Below are 17,070 nucleotides of genomic sequence, written 5' to 3' on the forward strand. Positions count from 1 at the left end.
CGCCCAAGGGCGCGGCTTTTCAAAACAGCCAACCTTAATTTCTTAAGGTTGGCTTAATTTTACTCTGCGAAGATTGGCGCCACTTCGTTGATGGACCTCACCCCATGTTAAAGCGCATATTCAAAAGACCGTCTATCAGCCTGCTCACCTGGCTGCTGCTGGTTTCGTTTTATCTTTCCGTTTGCCTGAATCTCGCCTTTTATAAGCAGGTCATACAGGCTCTACCGCTGGACTCCGCGCGTAACGTGCTGGTCTTTCTGTCGATGCCGGTGGTGGCGTTCAGCGTGATCAACATCGTCCTGACGCTGGCCTCGTTTCTCTGGCTGAACCGCCCGCTGGCCTGCCTGTTTATTTTGATGGGCGCGGCGGCGCAATATTTCATCCTCACCTACGGCATCATCATCGACCGTTCGATGATCGCCAACATGATGGATACCACGCCCGCCGAAACATTCGCCCTGATGACGCCGCAGATGGTGCTTACCCTCGGTCTGAGCGGCATTGTAGCGGCCCTGATCGCCTGCGGGATCAGAATCAGACCCACTACGCCGCGTTTGCGCAGCGTACTGGCGCGTGGGATCAGCATTATTATCTCCGTCCTGCTGATCGTCCTGGTCGCCAGCTTTTTTTATAAAGATTACGCCTCGCTGTTTCGCAACAATAAGCAGTTGGTGAAAGCGCTCAGTCCCTCGAACAGTCTGGTGGCCTCCTGGTCCTGGTACGCGCACGAACGGCTGGCTAACCTGCCGCTGGTACGCATTGGCGAAGATGCCCATCGCACTCCGCAGAGCGTGGACGGCGAACGTAAAAACCTGACCATTTTGATCGTCGGGGAAACCTCGCGGGCGGCAAACTTTTCGCTGGGCGGCTATCCGCGTGAAACCAATCCGCTGCTGACAAAAGATAACGTGGTCTACTTCCCGCGCACCACTTCATGCGGGACTTCTACCGCGGTCTCCGTGCCGTGTATGTTCTCCGGGATGCCGCGCAAGCACTATGACGCAGAGCTGGCGCACCATCAGGAAGGGTTGCTGGATATCATTCAACGCGCGGGTATCAGCGTGCTGTGGAACGATAATGACGGCGGCTGCAAAGGCGCCTGCGACCGCGTACCGCATCAGAATGTCACTACCCTCAACCTGAAAGGCCAGTGCATTGACGGCGAATGTTATGACGACGTGCTGTTTAACGGCCTGGAGTCGTACATCAACCAGTTACAAGGCGATGGGGTCATTGTGTTGCATACCATTGGCAGTCACGGCCCGACGTATTACCACCGCTACCCGCCGCAGTTCAGGAAATTTACCCCAACCTGCGACACCAATGAAATTCAAACCTGCTCACAGCAGCAGCTCATCAATACCTACGATAATACCGTTCTGTATGTCGACTATATTGTTGATAAAACGATTAATATCCTGAAGTCGCATCAGGATAAATTTACCACCAGCCTGGTGTATCTTTCCGACCACGGCGAATCGCTGGGGGAAGATGGCGTGTATTTGCACGGTCTGCCTTACGCCATTGCGCCAGAAACGCAAAAGCATGTGCCGATGCTGCTGTGGCTGTCGCCGGATTATCAGCAACGCTACGGCGTAGACAATGATTGCCTGCAAAAACAGGCGCGGGAACAGGATTACTCGCAGGACAACCTTTTTTCGACCATGCTGGGACTGACCGGCGTGCAGACAACGCAATACCGGCCCGCGGATGACATTCTGCGGACCTGCAGGAGAACCGCTGAATGAAAATACTGATTGTGGAAGACGATACGCTGCTCTTACAGGGGTTGATCCTGGCGGCGCAAACCGAGGGATACGCCTGCGACGGCGTCTCCACCGCACGCGCGGCGGAGCAGTGTCTGGAAAGTGGTCATTACAGCCTGTTGGTGCTGGATCTCGGCCTGCCGGACGAGGACGGCCTGCATTTTCTGGCGCGTATCCGGCAGAAAAAATACACCCTGCCCGTGTTGATCCTGACCGCCCGCGATACGCTCAGCGACAAGATCGCCGGGCTGGACGTGGGCGCCGACGACTATCTGGTGAAACCCTTTGCGCTGGAAGAGCTTCATGCCCGCATCCGCGCGCTGCTTCGCCGCCACAATAACCAGGGCGAAAGCGAACTGGTGGTCGGCGGTCTGACTCTCAATATGGGGCGTCGCCAGGTCTGGAAAGCCGGCGAGGAGCTGGTGCTGACGCCAAAAGAGTACGCCCTGCTTTCCAGGCTAATGCTGAAAGCCGGCAGCCCGGTGCACCGGGAAATTCTTTATAACGACATTTATAACTGGGACAACGAGCCTTCGACCAACACGCTGGAAGTCCATATCCACAACCTGCGCGACAAGGTCGGTAAGTCGCGCATTCGCACCGTGCGTGGCTTTGGCTACATGCTGGTGGCGACCGCGACCGAGGAAGGCTAAGTGAACCTGACGCGTTTTCTGCGCCGGCCCATGACCCTGCGCCAGCGCCTGATGTTGACCATCGGCGTTATCCTGCTGGTTTTCCAGTTGATCAGCGCCTTCTGGCTCTGGCATGAAAGCACAGAGCAGATTGAGCTGTTTGAGCAGGCGCTACGGGATAACCGCAATAATGACCGCCACATCATGCATGAAATTCGCGAAGCGGTCGCCAGCCTGATCGTCCCCGGCGTGTTGATGGTCAGCCTGACGCTGCTGATCTGTTACCAGGCGGTGCGGCGTATCACCCGCCCGCTCGTCAGCCTGCAAAAAGAGCTGGAGAGCCGCACCGCGGATAACCTGACGCCGATCGACCTTCGCAGTTCAACGCTGGAAATTGAAGCGGTGGTTTCCGCGCTGAACCAACTGGTGAACCGGCTGACCGCGACGCTTGAGAACGAGCGCCTGTTTACCGCCGACGTGGCGCACGAACTGCGAACGCCGCTGGCCGGGGTACGTCTGCATCTCGAACTGCTGTCAAAAGCGCATAATATAGACGTCGCCCCGCTCGTTGCGCGGCTGGATCAGATGATGGACAGCGTCTCGCAGCTGTTACAGTTAGCGCGCGTCGGACAGTCGTTCTCGTCGGGTAATTATCAGCAGGTCCGGCTGCTGGAAGACGTCATCCTGCCGTCCTGGGATGAGCTTAGCACCATGCTGGAACAGCGCGATCAGGCCCTGCTGCTGCCCGAGAGGCGCGACGACGTGACGGTAAAAGGCGACGCCACGCTGCTACGGATGCTGTTGCGTAACCTGGTGGAAAACGCCCATCGTTACAGTCCCAAGGGGACGACGATCGCGATCACGCTGAACACGGATAAACAGGCCGTCATGGCGGTTGAAGATGAAGGGCCGGGGATCGATGAAAGTCAATGCGGCGAGCTAAGTAAAGCGTTCGTGCGTATGGACAGCCGTTTCGGCGGCCTCGGGCTGGGGTTGAGTATTGTCAGCCGCATCACACAGCTGCATCGCGGCGAATTTTATTTGCAAAACCGGGTGGATGCGACGGGAACCCGCGCGTCGGTGAGGCTGGAGAAGATCTAATAAGTGGTGACCCAGACGTACAAAAAACTGCTGACACTCAACGCGCTAAAGACAGTGGCGACACGTTCGTAAAGACGCTTTTTCATCATACTCTCCTCCAGATTATGAAGGAGAGTATGCCCGTCAGAGATTAAGCAAACCTTAAGACGCCGTTTACTCGTCGATACGTGGATGCTGCTGAACCAGACGAGTCCGTTTCTCCTGGAGTTCAGCAATTTCCTGATCGATATCTTCGATTTTCTGCTCGATGTTATCGTAGTGCTCGCCGAGGATTTCTTTCGCTTCCTGAATGTCAGACGCGGCAGGCGTCGCCCCTTTCAGCGGACGGTTGGCGGTTTCTTTCATGGTCATACCGGTAATGAAACCAATCACCGCAATCACCATCAGGTAATAGGCCGGCATCATCAGGTCCCGGGAGCTTTCCACCAGCCAGGCGGCCAGCGTTGGCGTCAGACCGGCAATCAGCACCGAGATATTAAATGCCGCCGCCAGCGCGCTGTAGCGAATGTGCGTCGGGAACATCGCCGGGAGCGAGGAGGCCATCACGCCGGTGAAGCAGTTCAGGATCACCGCCAGCATCAGCAGACCCGCAAAAATCAGCCCGATCACGTTACTGTTAATCAGGATAAATGCCGGAATCGCCAGCGCAAACAGCGCGATACTGCCCAGAATCACAAACGGACGGCGACCAAAACGGTCACTCAGCAGCCCCATCACCGGCTGCACAAACAGCATTCCGATCATAATGGCGATAATGATCAGCACGCCGTGATCTTCCGAATAGTGCAGGTTATGCGACAGGTAACTCGGCATATAGGTCAGCAGCATGTAATAGGTTACGTTGGTGGCAATCACCAAACCGATACACGCCAGCAGGCTGCGCCAGTGTTTGGTCGCAATCTCTTTAAACGAAACTTTTGGACCCTCCTGCAAGCCTTCGCGGTCGCCCTGCTCCAGTTTTTCGACGTGCTGCTGGAACGCCGGGGTCTCTTCCAGCGCATGGCGCAGGTAAAGCCCGATAATCCCCAGCGGCAGCGCGATAAAGAACGGAATACGCCAGCCCCAATCAAGGAAGTTTGCTTCCCCCACCACGGTGGAGATCAGCACCACGACACCCGCGCCCAGCACGAATCCGGCAATCGAGCCAAAGTCCAGCCAACTGCCCATAAAGCCGCGTTTACGGTCCGGGGAATATTCCGCGACAAAGATCGACGCGCCGGTGTATTCGCCGCCGACCGAGAAGCCCTGCGCCATCTTGCACAGCAGCAGCAGGATAGGCGCCCAGATACCAATAGAAGCGTAGGACGGTATCAGGCCGATACAGAACGTACTGATCGACATAATGACGATGGTGATAGCCAGGATCTTCTGACGCCCATATTTATCGCCGAGCATACCGAAGAACAAACCGCCAAGTGGACGAATCAGGAAGGGAACAGAGAAAGTCGCGAGCGCGGCAATCATTTGCACGCTGGGGTCAGCCCCCGGGAAGAATACTTTACCTAACGCGTAGGCAACGAAGCCATAAACACCAAAATCAAACCATTCCATCGCGTTGCCGAGCGAGGCCGCGGTGATCGCTTTACGCAGTTTACCGTCATCAATAATGGTTACGTCGCGAAGCGTTATCGGTTTTACTTTTTTCCTTTTCAGCATAGCTGTCCTCATAGACTAAGCCCTGTCTCGCTGCATACCGCTTCATTGGCGCAAGCTGCGCGAACGTCACCGTCGAGCGTTGGAATTACGCAGGCGCAATTCCTTTACCAAGCGTAGCAGGTTTACTTACACTGACCGGTTAAGGACTGTACAACCGAACCTGTTGACGCCTGAAGTGGGCGGTTAATGACCTCTTTACCCTACCAGTGTTTAAATTTGTGATCAACTTCACATATATGTTTGTGTTTCGTCAAAGAACGTAAATAAGGTGATCCTCACTCTCTTTTTTGACGTGGCAACGTTGCGATTCTTTTTTGCTTTCGTTGCGATGACATTCATCGTCACGACCAAACATTTCCCGGCGACACTATTAATCTGCTATGCAAATTCCCCTGGCTTTTTTACACCTTGTTTACGTTTATTTTAAATAATCCAAAAGCCGCCGAATGTTTACATTAATTATGTGACAAAGATAACTAAAACACTGTTTCGTTTTCATTGAATCAATATTCCAATGAATGCAAGATAAGAGACGAGGCAACACCACCGGGGAGCGAAAGAGGCCGCCAGCAGGCGCAATCGCTACGTACAACGTAAAGGGAACGCAGTATTTTCTGCGCTTCGCTTCTATATAACAAACTGAATTCAATACCTTTTGCCACCTTGTCCGTTTGTTTCGCGGGTAAGAAGTGAGGACGTTTATGAAAATTAAAGCCACCATAGAACGCATCCCTGGTGGGATGATGTTGATTCCATTACTGCTCGGCGCCGTTTTAAATACCCTGGCGCCAGACACGGGCGCGTATTTCGGTTCATTTACTAAAGGAATGATAAGCGGCACGGTGCCCATTCTGGCGGTATGGTTCTTTTGTATTGGCGCTTCTATCGATCTGCGCGCAACCGGTACGGTATTACGTAAATCCGGTACGTTGGTAATCACGAAAATTGCCGTTGCGTGGGTGGTGGCGATGATCGCCGCCTCGTTTATTCCGGACACCGGCATTCAAACCGGTTTCTTCGCGGGTCTGTCTGTTCTGGCGATTGTTTCCGCAATGGACATGACCAACGGCGGCCTGTACGCCAGCCTGATGAACCAGTACGGCACCAAAGAAGAGTCCGGCGCGTTCGTGCTGATGTCACTGGAGTCCGGTCCGTTGATGACCATGGTGATTCTTGGTTCCGCTGGCCTCGCTTCTTTCGAGCCGCATCACTTTATCGGCGCCGTATTACCGTTCCTGATCGGCTTTGCCCTCGGCAACCTCGACCACGATCTGCGTGCGTTCTTCAGCAAGGCAACGCCAGTACTGATTCCGTTCTTCGGCTTTGCGCTGGGTAACACCATTAACCTGAGCGTGATTGTTGATACAGGTCTGCTGGGCATCATGCTGGGCGTGGCGGTCATCATTATCACCGGTATTCCGTTGATTATTGCCGACCGCGTGATCGGCGGCGGTAACGGTACAGCGGGCGTAGCGGCGTCTTCTGCGGCGGGCGCTGCGGTGGCGAACCCGGTCATTATCGCCCAGATCAACCCGGCGTTTGAGCCCGTCGCGGCTTCCGCGACGGCGCTGGTTGCCGCCAGCGTGATTGTCACCGCCATCCTGGTGCCGATCATCACTGCGCTGTACGCCAAACGCTTCGGCAACGTTCAGCCTCCGGTCAATGCGGAAGAAAAAACCGCTGAATCTATGAATCACTAACCTTCAGTCGCCCTCCCGCTCTGCGCGGGAGGGCGACGTCTAACGACTGCGCCCGCTTCTCTTCGCGCTTTTCACCTCGCTTTCTTCCAGCCCCCTTTCTTAAAACGCGAGTAGTCCCGACAACGTTGGGGATTTTGTGTATAATTGCCGCCTTTTTCGGCAATCTGCCATGCTTTTGGGGCGCGTTTGCCCCTGCTGACTTTTGAGGAACTCACCATGTCATTACCTAACTGCCCACAATGCAACTCCGAATACACCTACGAAGACAACGGCATGTATATCTGCCCGGAATGCGCCCACGAATGGAACGATGCCGAACCGGCGCAGGACAGCGATGAGCTGATTGTGAAAGACGCTAACGGCAACCTGCTGGCCGACGGCGACAGCGTGACCGTGATTAAAGATCTGAAGGTGAAAGGCAGTTCTTCGATGCTGAAGATCGGCACCAAAGTGAAAAACATCCGTCTGGTGGAAGGCGATCACAACATTGACTGCAAAATCGACGGTTTCGGCCCGATGAAGCTGAAATCGGAGTTTGTGAAAAAGAACTGATTGTTATCCTGCCTGCCTGATATTGCCCGGTGGCGCTTCGCTTACCGGGCCGGGGCTAACTACACTTAATGGGCTTCCCTTATCAGAGGTCCAGATCATGTCGTTAAGTCCCTATCTCTCTTTTGCTGGCAACTGTGCCGACGCCATTGCGTTTTATCAGCAAACGCTCGGCGCAGAACTGCTCTATAAAATCAGCTTTGGTGAAATGCCTCCGTCGGCGCAGGACAGTCAGGACGGCTGCCCGTCCGCAATGACCTTCCCCGATACCGCCATCGCCCATGCCAATGTGCGCATTGCGGGGAGCGACATTATGATGAGTGACGCCCTGCCGTCAGGCACGGCGCACTATTCCGGCTTTACGCTGGTTCTTGACACGCAGGATGTCGACGAAGGAAAACGCTGGTTCGACCGCCTCGCTGCCGAAGGAAAAATTGAAATGGACTGGCAGGAAACCTTTTGGGCGCACGGTTTTGGCAAGGTCAGCGATCGTTACGGCGTTCCGTGGATGATCAACGTCGTTAAGCAGCAGGCAAACGGTTAACCTCGCGGGAGGCCCTGCCTCCCGCCCTGTCATCTGATTCCACTTAATTCTTCATCATCAGGTCATCACAACTTAACCCAAACGTCACATTAATCCGCCACGATGGGGCCACTTTTTTCAGAGAGGCCGCATCATGCAAACGATTATTCGCGTCGAAAAACTCTCCAAAACGTTCAATCAGCAGCAGGCGCTGCACGCCGTCGATCTGAACATCGTTTCCGGTGAGATGGTGGCTCTGCTTGGGCCGTCGGGTTCCGGCAAATCCACCCTTTTACGTCACTTAAGCGGGCTGATCACCGGTGACAAAGCGCCGGGCAGCCACGTCGAGCTGCTTGGTCGCACCGTTCAGCGCGAAGGCCGTCTGGCGCGCGATATCCGCAAAAGCCGCGCCCATACCGGCTACATCTTCCAGCAGTTCAACCTGGTCAATCGCCTGACAGTGCTTGAGAACGTCCTGATTGGCGCGCTCGGCAGCACGCCGTTCTGGCGCACCTGCTTTAGCTGGTTCACCCAGGAACAGAAGCAGCGCGCGTTACAGGCGCTGACCCGCGTCGGCATGGCGCACTTCGCGCACCAGCGCGTTTCTACACTTTCCGGCGGCCAGCAGCAGCGCGTGGCCATCGCCCGCGCCCTGATGCAGCGGGCGAAAGTGATTCTGGCCGACGAGCCGATTGCCTCGCTGGACCCGGAATCCGCGCGCATCGTGATGGATACCCTGCGCGACATCAACCAGACCGACGGCATCACCGTCGTCGTCACGCTGCATCAGGTGGATTACGCCCTGCGCTACTGCGAACGCATTGTGGCGCTGCGTCAGGGGCATGTGTTCTACGACGGCAGCAGCCAACACTTCGATAACGATCGCTTTGACCATCTGTACCGCAGCATGAACCGCGTCGAACAGAACGCGCAGGCTGCTTAATTCAAAAAGACCAGGCAAGTGAAATAGCCTGGAACAATGCGAGGATAATATGAATTACAAAACGGTTGCCGCGTTGGCGTTTACCAGCATGTTCAGCGTCAGCACCCTGCTCACCCCGGCACATGCCGAAGAACAGGAAAAAGCGCTGAACTTTGGCATTATTTCGACCGAGTCACAGCAAAACCTGAAACCGCAGTGGGACCCGTTCCTGAAGGATATGGAAAAGAAACTGGGGGTCAAGGTCAATGCCTTCTTCGCCCCGGACTACGCCGGGATCATCCAGGGGATGCGCTTTAACAAAGTGGATCTCGCCTGGTACGGCAATCTTTCCGCGATGGAAGCGGTAGATCGCGCCAACGGCCAGGTCTTCGCCCAGACTGTCGCCGCTGACGGATCGCCCGGCTACTGGAGCGTACTGATCGTCAACAAGGACAGTCCGATCAACACTCTCGACGATCTGATCGCCCAGCGCAAAGATCTTACCTTCGGCAACGGCGATCCTAACTCCACCTCTGGCTATCTGGTTCCCGGGTATTACGTCTTCGCAAAAAACAATATCTCCGCCAGCGACTTCAAACGCACCGTTAACGCCGGTCATGAAACCAACGCACTGGCGGTAGCGAACAAGCAGGTCGACGTCGCCACCAACAACACCGAAAACCTCGACAAGCTGAAAACCTCCGCGCCGGACAAGCTCAAAGAGCTGAAGGTGATCTGGAAGTCGCCGCTGATCCCGGGTGATCCCATCGTCTGGCGGAAAAATCTTTCTGAAACCACCAAGGACAAGGTGTACGACTTCTTTATGAATTACGGCAAAACGCCGGAAGAAAAAAGCGTACTGGAACGTCTGGGCTGGGCGCCGTTCCGTGCCTCCAGCGACCTGCAACTGGTGCCGATTCGCCAACTCGCCTTGTTTAAAGAGATGCAGGGCGTGAAGGACAACAAAGGACTGAGCGACGAAGAGAAAGCCAGCAAAACCTCGGCGATTAAAGGGCAACTGGACGATCTCGACCGTCTGACTGCCGCGCTCGGCGCCATGACCAGCGTGAACAAAGCGGTGCAATAACCCCTGGCTGTAGGCCGGATGACGCAGCGCTTATCCGGCCTATACCCGCGTCAAATCGTCGTCACTTATGGAGCAACTATGCAAACCATTACCGTCCCCCCGCCGAAGCGAAGCTGGTTCTCGCTCTTGAGCTGGGCCATCCTGCTGGCTGTACTGGTCGTGTCGTGGAAAGGCGCCGAAATGGCCCCGCTGACGCTGATTCAGGACTCCGGCAACATGGCGACTTTCGCCGCCGACTTCTTCCCGCCGGACTTCAGCCAGTGGCGGGACTACCTCGGCGAAATGGCCGTCACCCTGCAAATCGCCGTCTGGGGCACCGCGCTGGCGGTTATCCTGTCCATTCCTTTTGGTCTGATGTGCGCCGACAACCTCGTACCGTGGTGGATTTACCAGCCCATGCGCCGTCTGATGGACGCCTGCCGCGCCATCAACGAAATGGTGTTTGCGATGCTGTTCGTGGTCGCCGTCGGTCTCGGCCCGTTTGCGGGCGTGATGGCGCTGTTTATCCACACCACCGGCGTGCTGTCGAAACTGCTTTCCGAAGCGGTCGAAGCTATCGAACCCGGCCCGGTAGAAGGTATCCGCGCCACCGGCGCCAATAAGCTCGAAGAAATTCTCTACGGCGTACTGCCGCAGGTCATGCCGCTGCTCATCTCCTATTCGCTGTACCGCTTTGAGTCCAACGTCCGCTCCGCCACGGTGGTCGGCATGGTGGGCGCAGGCGGCATCGGCGTCACCTTGTGGGAGGCGATACGCGGTTTCCAGTTCCAGCAAACCTGCGCGTTGATGGTGCTCATCATCATCACCGTCAGCCTGCTGGATTTCCTCTCCCAGCGTTTACGTAAGCACTTTATCTGATTCGCGAGGCATTGATGGCTATGCACTTGTCTACACATCCGACCAGTTACCCGACGCGTTATCAGGAGATTGCCGCGAGACTTGAGCAGGAGCTTCGTCAACATTACCGCTGCGGCGACTATCTTCCGGCGGAGCATCAGCTTGCCGCCCGTTATGAGGTGAACCGCCATACCCTGCGCCGGGCCATCGATCAGTTAGTTGAACGCGGCTGGGTGCAGCGTCGTCAGGGTGTCGGCGTGCTGGTGCTGATGCGCCCGTTCGACTACCCGCTGAACGCCCAGGCGCGCTTTAGCCAGAATCTGTTGGATCAGGGCAGCCATCCCACCAGCGAAAAGCTGCTGGCGGTACTGCGACCGGCTTCCCGCCACGTTGCTGATGCCCTCAGCGTGCAGGAAGGCGACAACGTCATTCACCTGCGAACGCTACGCCGGGTCAACGGTATCGCCCTGTGCCTGATCGATCACTACTTTTCCGACCTCAGCCTCTGGCCGCTGTTGCAGGGCTTCCATAGCGGCTCGCTGCATGACTATCTGCGCGAACAGTCCGGGCTGACGCTGATGCGTACCCAGACGCGCATCAGCGCCCGCCGCGCGCAGGCGAAAGAGAGCAAGGTACTGGAAATCCCGAACATGGCGCCGCTGCTCTGCGTGCGCACCCTGAACCATCGTGAAGGTGAGGAGCAGGCAGCGGAGTACTCCGTCAGCCTGACCCGCGCCGACATGATCGAATTCACTATGGAGCACTGAATGCACATCGATACCGCCACCCGCCAGCGCTGGATGCGCGCGTTGTCCTGGAGCAACGCCGAAACGCTGAACGCACTGATGCAGGCGCTGAAGCTGGCGCCGGAATACACGCTTATCCGCGCGCCGGAAACCGGTCTGATGCAGATCCAGGCGCGCATGGGCGGCACCGGCAACCGTTTCTTTGCCGGCGATACCACGCTCACCCGCGCGGTGGTGCGCCTGAACAGCGGCACGCTCGGCTACAGCTACCTGCTGGGACGCAATAAACAGCACGCCGAACGGTGCGCCGTCGTCGACGCGCTGTTACAGGAGCAGGCCCATTTTCAGACGCTCATGGAAACCTTAATCGCCCCGCTGGAGGCCGAACGCGAGGCGCAAATCGCTGCCCGCCGCGCTGAAGTGAACGCCAGCCGGGTCGACTTCTTTACGCTGGTACGCGGAGATAACGAATGACACGATCCACGGAACTACAAACCGCCTTTACCCTGCCCGTTCAGGACGCGCAGCAGAGCTTTCGCCGCCTGCTGAAAGCAATGAGCGAACCGGGCGTGATTGTCGCCCTGCATCAGCTTAAGCACGGCTGGCAACCGTTGAACCTTGCCACCACCAGCGTCCTGCTGACCCTGGTCGATGGCGACACGCCGGTATGGCTGTCACCTGCGGTGAACAACGACATCGCCAGCCAGAACCTGCGTTTTCATACTCAGGCGCCATTGGTCGAGCAACCGCAGCTGGCAGCGTTTGCCGTCACCGACGAGCGCATCAGCCGCGAGCAGCTTAACGCCCTTTCCGCGGGTTCCGCCGTGGCGCCGGAAACCAGCGCCACGCTGATCGTCCAGGTCACCAGCCTCAGCGGCGGGCGGATGCTGCGCCTGACCGGGGCGGGGATCGCTGAAGAACGGATGATCGCGCCGCAGTTACCGGACTGTCTGATCCACGAACTGACCGAACGCCCGCACCCCTTCCCGCTGGGCGTCGATCTGATACTTACCTGCGGCGAGCGCCTGCTGGCAATCCCTCGCACTACCCACGTGGAGGTGTGCTGATGTACGTCGCCGTTAAAGGGGGCGAGAAGGCGATAGCCAACGCCCATGCGCTCCAGGAGAACCGCCGTCGGGGCGATGCCGCCATCGGTGAACTGAGCGTGGCGCAGATTGAACAGCAGATGAACCTGGCGGTTGACCGGGTGATGACCGAAGGCGGTATCGCCGACCGCGAACTGGCGGCGCTGGCGCTGAAACAGGCCAGCGGAGACAACGTCGAAGCCATCTTCCTGCTGCGCGCCTACCGCACCACGCTGGCGAAGCTGGCGGTGAGCGAACCGCTGAACAGCGCGGAGATGCGCCTGGAGCGGCGTATTTCCGCCGTCTATAAAGACATTCCCGGCGGGCAGCTTTTAGGCCCGACTTACGACTACACCCATCGCCTGCTCGATTTCACCCTGCTGGCGAACGGCGAAACGCCGCCTCTGCGCACCGCCGATCACCCAACGGAACCCGCGCCGCACGTCTTTTCCCTGCTGGCGAAGCAGGGGCTGGCAAAGCGCGAAGAGGATACCGGCGCACAGCCGGACGACATCACCCGCACACCGCCGGTCTACCCTTGTTCGCGCGCCTCACGCCTGCAACAGCTCATGCGCGGCGACGAAGGCTACCTGCTGGCGCTGGCCTATTCCACCCAGCGCGGTTATGGCCGCAACCACCCGTTCGCGGCGGAGATCCGCAGCGGCTACGTTGAGCTGGAAACGGTGCCGGAAGAGCTGGGATTCGCGGTAAACGTTGGCGAACTGCTGGTGACCGAATGCGAAATGGTCAACGGCTTCGTCGCCCCGGACAATGATGCGCCTCACTTCACCCGCGGCTACGGGCTGGTGTTCGGCATGAGCGAACGCAAAGCCATGGCGATGGCGCTGGTGGATCGCGCGCTACAGGCACCAGACTACGATGAAACGGTCACAGGACCGGCGCAGGACGAGGAGTTCGTGCTGGCGCATGCGGATAACGTCGAGGCGGCGGGTTTTGTTTCGCACCTCAAGCTCCCTCATTACGTCGATTTCCAGGCCGAGCTGGAACTGCTTAAACGCCTGCAACAGGAGGCCGACCGTGACGACTAACCTCTCCGGCTACAACTTTGCGTACCTTGATGAACAGACCAAACGCATGATCCGCCGCGCTATCCTGAAGGCGGTGGCGATCCCTGGCTATCAGGTGCCGTTCGGCGGCCGCGAAATGCCGATGCCCTACGGCTGGGGCACCGGCGGCATTCAGATCACCGCCAGCGTGATCGGCGAACCGGACGTGCTGAAAGTGATCGACCAGGGTGCCGACGACACCACCAACGCGGTGTCGATCCGCAACTTCTTTAAACGCGTCACCGGCGTAAACACCACCGAACGTACGGAAGACGCGACGCTGATCCAGACCCGCCATCGGATCCCGGAAACGCCGCTGACCGAAGATCAGATCCTGATCTTCCAGGTGCCGATCCCAGAGCCGCTGCGCTTTATCGAACCGCGCGAAACCGAAACCCGCACCATGCATGCGCTGGAAGAGTACGGCGTAATGCAGGTGAAACTGTACGAAGATATCGCCCGCTTCGGCCACATCGCCACCACCTACGCCTATCCGGTGAAAGTGAACGGGCGCTACGTGATGGACCCGTCGCCGATCCCCAAATTCGATAACCCGAAAATGGACAGGATGCCCGCTCTGCAACTGTTTGGCGCCGGGCGCGAAAAGCGCATCTACGCCGTACCGCCGTACACCCGCGTGGAGAGTCTCGATTTCGACGATCATCCGTTCAGCGTCCAGACCTGGAATGAGCCGTGCGCCATTTGCGGGTCAACCCATAGCTATCTCGACGAAGTGGTGCTCGACGACAGCGGCAAACGGATGTTTGTCTGCTCCGACACCGACTACTGCCGCCAACAGAGTGAGGCCCAACGCCAATGACGCAGCCGCTGCTTTCAGTGAATAACCTGACCCACCTTTACGCGCCGGGCAAAGGCTTCAGCGATGTCTCGTTTGACCTGTGGCCGGGCGAAGTGCTGGGCATTGTTGGGGAGTCCGGTTCCGGTAAAACCACCCTGCTGAAGTCAATCTCTTCGCGCCTGACGCCGCAGTCCGGCGAGATCCAGTATCAGAACCGTTCGCTGTATGCGATGAGCGAGGCCGACCGTCGCCGCCTGCTGCGTACCGAATGGGGCGTGGTGCATCAGCATCCGCTGGACGGCCTGCGCCGCCAGGTCTCAGCGGGAGGCAACATCGGCGAACGGCTGATGGCGACCGGCGCGCGCCACTACGGCGAAATCCGCGCTACCGCGCAAAAATGGCTCGAGGAAGTGGAAATTCCGGCCTCGCGCATTGATGACCTGCCGACCACCTTCTCCGGCGGAATGCAGCAGCGTTTGCAAATCGCCCGCAATCTGGTCACCCATCCAAAGCTGGTGTTTATGGATGAACCGACCGGCGGGCTGGACGTCTCGGTGCAGGCCAAACTGCTGGACCTGCTGCGCGGGCTGGTGGTGGAGCTGGATCTGGCGGTGGTGATTGTCACCCACGATTTGGGCGTTGCGCGCCTGCTGGCGGACCGTCTGCTGGTGATGAAGCAGGGCCAGGTGGTGGAAAGTGGATTAACCGACCGCGTGCTCGACGATCCGCATCATCCGTACACGCAGTTGCTGGTGTCGTCGGTATTACAGAATTAAGAGGCCAACATGATTCGCGTTGAAAACGTCAGTAAAACCTTTGTTCTCCACCAGCAAAACGGCGTGCGTCTGCCGGTACTGCAAAACGCCTCGCTGACGGTAGCGCGCGGCGAATGCGTGGTGCTGCACGGTCACTCCGGCAGCGGAAAATCGACGCTGCTGCGCTCGCTGTACGCTAACTATCTGCCCGACGAAGGGCAGATCCGGATTCGTCACGGCGACGAGTGGGTGGATCTGGTGCAGGCGCCAGCGCGCAAGGTACTGGAAGTACGTCGTTCTACCATCGGCTGGGTCAGCCAGTTTCTGCGGGTGATCCCCCGCGTGTGCGCGCTGGACGTGGTAATGCAGCCGCTGCTGGACCTCGGCGCGCCGCGAGAAGCATGCGCCGCCAAAGCCGCGAGTCTTCTGACCCGCCTCAACGTACCCGAGCGCCTGTGGCATCTCGCCCCCTCGACCTTTTCCGGCGGCGAGCAGCAGCGGGTCAACATCGCCCGCGGCTTTATTGTCGATTACCCCATCCTGCTCCTCGACGAGCCAACCGCCTCGCTGGATGCCAAAAACAGCGCCGCCGTGGTGGCATTGATTACCGAAGCGAAAGCGCGCGGCGCGGCGATTGTCGGCATTTTTCACGATGAATCCGTGCGCGACCGGGTGGCGGATCGTTTGCATCTTATGGGAACAACACCATGATTATCAACAATGTAAAGCTGGTGCTGGAAGACGAGATAGTGCAGGGATCGCTGGAAATGCACAACGGGATGATCCACGCTTTTGCCGAAACCCAGAGCCGTCTGCCGGAGGCGCTGGACGGCGAAGGCGGCTGGCTGCTGCCGGGACTGATTGAACTGCATACTGATAATCTGGATAAATTTTTCACCCCGCGCCCAAAGGTGGACTGGCCCGCCCATTCAGCGATGAGCAGCCACGACGCGCTGATGGTCGCCAGCGGTATCACCACCGTTCTGGACGCGGTGGCGATTGGCGACGTGCGTGACGGCGGCGACAGGCTGGAAAATCTGGAAAAGATGATTAACGCGGTGGAAGAGACGCAAAAGCGCGGCGTCAACCGCGCCGAGCATCGCCTGCATCTGCGCTGCGAGCTGCCGCATCACACCACCCTGCCGTTGTTTGAAAAGCTGGTCGGCCGCGAGCCGGTCACGCTGGTTTCCCTGATGGATCACTCGCCGGGCCAGCGCCAGTTCGCCAACCGCGAGAAGTATCGCGAATATTATCAGGGCAAATATTCGCTCACCGACGAGCAGATGGCCCGCTATGAAGAAGAACAGTTGGCGCTCGCCGCCCGCTGGTCGCAACCTAACCGCAGCGCTATCGCCCGGCTTTGCCGCGAGCGCAACATCGCGCTGGCAAGCCATGACGACGCGACGCCCGACCACGTACGCGAGTCACATCAGCTTGGCAGCGTGATCGCCGAATTTCCCACCACCTTCGCCGCGGCGCAAGCGTCGCGCGAGCATGGCATGAATGTGCTGATGGGCGCGCCGAACATCGTGCGCGGCGGTTCACACTCCGGTAACGTCGCCGCGCATGCGCTGGCCGAACTGGGGCTGCTGGATATTCTTTCGTCCGATTATTACCCCGCCAGCCTGCTCGACGCCGCCTTTCGCGTCGCCGACGACGATGCCAACCGCTTTACCCTGCCGCAGGCCATTCGTCTGGTGACCCGCAACCCGGCGCGGGCGCTGAATCTGAACGATCGCGGCGTTGTCGCCGAGGGCAAACGCGCCGACCTGGTACTGGCGCACCGCAAAGGCGACCACGTGCATATCGATCACGTCTGGCGTCAAGGAAAAAGGGTGTTCTGAC

19 protein-coding genes are annotated in these 17,070 nt (G+C 58.1%); 17 read left to right on the forward strand and 2 right to left on the reverse strand.

The genetic code is table 11. The features are described from left to right. Nucleotides 1–104 precede the first annotated feature (104 nt). The 3 genes from eptA to pmrB are packed head-to-tail and all read left to right on the forward strand — an operon-like array spanning nt 105 to nt 3,499. Nucleotides 105–1,748, forward strand: a complete 1,644-nt coding sequence (gene eptA, locus JY391_RS20500; protein WP_211934946.1) for a phosphoethanolamine transferase EptA — start codon at nt 105–107, stop codon at nt 1,746–1,748. Then, nucleotides 1,745–2,419 carry a two-component system response regulator BasR gene (gene basR, locus JY391_RS20505; RefSeq protein ID WP_042291047.1) on the forward strand — a complete coding sequence of 225 codons (675 nt, stop codon included), beginning with the start codon at nt 1,745–1,747 and terminating at the stop codon, nt 2,417–2,419. Before eptA ends, basR begins: the two co-directional genes overlap by 4 nt. Further along, entirely contained in the window at nt 2,420–3,499 is a 1,080-nt protein-coding gene (pmrB, locus tag JY391_RS20510) for a two-component system sensor histidine kinase PmrB (protein ID WP_211934947.1), read from the forward strand. Here the strand turns inward: pmrB and pmrR are convergent. Together pmrR and proP are read right to left on the reverse strand one after the other, a co-directional pair. Beyond that, a complete protein-coding gene (pmrR, locus tag JY391_RS20515) occupies nt 3,496–3,588 on the reverse strand; it encodes an LpxT activity modulator PmrR (protein WP_229264083.1) in 93 nt (30 codons plus the stop codon). The two genes, pmrB and pmrR, sit on opposite strands and share 4 nt — an antisense overlap. Before the next feature lie 64 nt (nt 3,589–3,652). Continuing rightward, nucleotides 3,653–5,155, reverse strand: coding sequence for a glycine betaine/L-proline transporter ProP (gene proP, locus JY391_RS20520; RefSeq protein WP_042291054.1), 1,503 nt, complete (start codon nt 5,153–5,155; stop codon nt 3,653–3,655). 701 nt (nt 5,156–5,856) lie between these two features. Between proP and kdgT the strand changes: the two genes are divergently transcribed. The 14 genes from kdgT (at nt 5,857) to phnM (ending at nt 17,069) form a co-directional block, all read left to right on the forward strand. Further along, nucleotides 5,857–6,855, forward strand: coding sequence for a 2-keto-3-deoxygluconate transporter (gene kdgT, locus JY391_RS20525; protein WP_042291058.1), 999 nt, complete (start codon nt 5,857–5,859; stop codon nt 6,853–6,855). Nucleotides 6,856–7,071: 216 nt separating this feature from the next. Further along, complete coding sequence (locus JY391_RS20530; protein WP_042291061.1) at nt 7,072–7,407, forward strand: zinc ribbon domain-containing protein YjdM; 336 nt, start codon at nt 7,072–7,074, stop codon at nt 7,405–7,407. A gap of 97 nt (nt 7,408–7,504) precedes the next feature. Then, nucleotides 7,505–7,948: a VOC family metalloprotein YjdN gene (yjdN, locus tag JY391_RS20535; RefSeq protein WP_042291063.1), complete on the forward strand. Its 444-nt coding sequence runs from the start codon at nt 7,505–7,507 to the stop codon at nt 7,946–7,948. Between the two features lie 133 nt (nt 7,949–8,081). Further along, entirely contained in the window at nt 8,082–8,870 is a 789-nt protein-coding gene (gene phnC, locus JY391_RS20540) for a phosphonate ABC transporter ATP-binding protein (RefSeq protein ID WP_042291065.1), read from the forward strand. 49 nt (nt 8,871–8,919) lie between these two features. Continuing rightward, the gene (gene phnD / locus JY391_RS20545) at nt 8,920–9,936 is read left to right on the forward strand and encodes a phosphonate ABC transporter substrate-binding protein (RefSeq protein ID WP_060570379.1); all 1,017 of its coding nucleotides are present in this window, start codon (nt 8,920–8,922) and stop codon (nt 9,934–9,936) included. 78 nt (nt 9,937–10,014) lie between these two features. Beyond that, nucleotides 10,015–10,794, forward strand: a complete 780-nt coding sequence (phnE, locus tag JY391_RS20550) for a phosphonate ABC transporter, permease protein PhnE (RefSeq protein ID WP_042291069.1) — start codon at nt 10,015–10,017, stop codon at nt 10,792–10,794. 20 nt (nt 10,795–10,814) lie between these two features. Then, nucleotides 10,815–11,540, forward strand: coding sequence for a phosphonate metabolism transcriptional regulator PhnF (gene phnF, locus JY391_RS20555; protein WP_060570380.1), 726 nt, complete (start codon nt 10,815–10,817; stop codon nt 11,538–11,540). After that, nucleotides 11,541–11,993, forward strand: coding sequence for a phosphonate C-P lyase system protein PhnG (phnG, locus tag JY391_RS20560; protein ID WP_042291074.1), 453 nt, complete (start codon nt 11,541–11,543; stop codon nt 11,991–11,993). Next, nucleotides 11,990–12,586 carry a phosphonate C-P lyase system protein PhnH gene (gene phnH, locus JY391_RS20565; RefSeq protein ID WP_042291077.1) on the forward strand — a complete coding sequence of 199 codons (597 nt, stop codon included), beginning with the start codon at nt 11,990–11,992 and terminating at the stop codon, nt 12,584–12,586. The genes phnG and phnH overlap by 4 nt, the downstream gene beginning before the upstream one ends. Next, nucleotides 12,586–13,653, forward strand: a complete 1,068-nt coding sequence (locus tag JY391_RS20570; RefSeq protein WP_042291079.1) for a carbon-phosphorus lyase complex subunit — start codon at nt 12,586–12,588, stop codon at nt 13,651–13,653. Before phnH ends, JY391_RS20570 begins: the two co-directional genes overlap by 1 nt. A 46-nt stretch (nt 13,654–13,699) precedes the next feature. After that, a complete protein-coding gene (gene phnJ, locus JY391_RS20575) occupies nt 13,700–14,491 on the forward strand; it encodes an alpha-D-ribose 1-methylphosphonate 5-phosphate C-P-lyase PhnJ (protein WP_060570450.1) in 792 nt (263 codons plus the stop codon). Next, complete coding sequence (gene phnK / locus JY391_RS20580) at nt 14,488–15,246, forward strand: phosphonate C-P lyase system protein PhnK (RefSeq protein WP_181822168.1); 759 nt, start codon at nt 14,488–14,490, stop codon at nt 15,244–15,246. Before phnJ ends, phnK begins: the two co-directional genes overlap by 4 nt. Nucleotides 15,247–15,255: 9 nt before the next feature. Next, nucleotides 15,256–15,936, forward strand: coding sequence for a phosphonate C-P lyase system protein PhnL (gene phnL / locus JY391_RS20585; RefSeq protein ID WP_042291083.1), 681 nt, complete (start codon nt 15,256–15,258; stop codon nt 15,934–15,936). Further along, entirely contained in the window at nt 15,933–17,069 is a 1,137-nt protein-coding gene (gene phnM / locus JY391_RS20590) for an alpha-D-ribose 1-methylphosphonate 5-triphosphate diphosphatase (protein ID WP_211934948.1), read from the forward strand. Before phnL ends, phnM begins: the two co-directional genes overlap by 4 nt. Nucleotide 17,070 lies beyond the last annotated feature (1 nt).

It is taken from the genome of Citrobacter sedlakii (assembly GCF_018128425.1).
Classification (GTDB): Bacteria; Pseudomonadota; Gammaproteobacteria; order Enterobacterales; family Enterobacteriaceae; genus Citrobacter_A; species Citrobacter_A sedlakii.

Bases quoted from the DNA above. Each gene is read 5' to 3' on its own strand.
- pmrR (WP_229264083.1), bottom strand. From the start codon at position 3,588: ATGATGAAAAAGCGTCTTTACGAACGTGTCGCCACTGTCTTTAGCGCG.
- phnJ (WP_060570450.1), top strand. From the start codon at position 13,700: ATGATCCGCCGCGCTATCCTGAAGGCGGTGGCGATCCCTGGCTATCAG.
- phnD (WP_060570379.1), top strand. From the start codon at position 8,920: ATGAATTACAAAACGGTTGCCGCGTTGGCGTTTACCAGCATGTTCAGC.
- phnE (WP_042291069.1), top strand. From the start codon at position 10,015: ATGCAAACCATTACCGTCCCCCCGCCGAAGCGAAGCTGGTTCTCGCTC.
- yjdN (WP_042291063.1), top strand. From the start codon at position 7,505: ATGTCGTTAAGTCCCTATCTCTCTTTTGCTGGCAACTGTGCCGACGCC.
- JY391_RS20570 (WP_042291079.1), top strand. From the start codon at position 12,586: ATGTACGTCGCCGTTAAAGGGGGCGAGAAGGCGATAGCCAACGCCCAT.
- phnM (WP_211934948.1), top strand. From the start codon at position 15,933: ATGATTATCAACAATGTAAAGCTGGTGCTGGAAGACGAGATAGTGCAG.
- JY391_RS20530 (WP_042291061.1), top strand. From the start codon at position 7,072: ATGTCATTACCTAACTGCCCACAATGCAACTCCGAATACACCTACGAA.
- phnG (WP_042291074.1), top strand. From the start codon at position 11,541: ATGCACATCGATACCGCCACCCGCCAGCGCTGGATGCGCGCGTTGTCC.
- proP (WP_042291054.1), bottom strand. From the start codon at position 5,155: ATGCTGAAAAGGAAAAAAGTAAAACCGATAACGCTTCGCGACGTAACC.
- phnC (WP_042291065.1), top strand. From the start codon at position 8,082: ATGCAAACGATTATTCGCGTCGAAAAACTCTCCAAAACGTTCAATCAG.
- phnF (WP_060570380.1), top strand. From the start codon at position 10,815: ATGCACTTGTCTACACATCCGACCAGTTACCCGACGCGTTATCAGGAG.
- phnK (WP_181822168.1), top strand. From the start codon at position 14,488: ATGACGCAGCCGCTGCTTTCAGTGAATAACCTGACCCACCTTTACGCG.
- phnH (WP_042291077.1), top strand. From the start codon at position 11,990: ATGACACGATCCACGGAACTACAAACCGCCTTTACCCTGCCCGTTCAG.
- basR (WP_042291047.1), top strand. From the start codon at position 1,745: ATGAAAATACTGATTGTGGAAGACGATACGCTGCTCTTACAGGGGTTG.
- eptA (WP_211934946.1), top strand. From the start codon at position 105: ATGTTAAAGCGCATATTCAAAAGACCGTCTATCAGCCTGCTCACCTGG.
- phnL (WP_042291083.1), top strand. From the start codon at position 15,256: ATGATTCGCGTTGAAAACGTCAGTAAAACCTTTGTTCTCCACCAGCAA.
- kdgT (WP_042291058.1), top strand. From the start codon at position 5,857: ATGAAAATTAAAGCCACCATAGAACGCATCCCTGGTGGGATGATGTTG.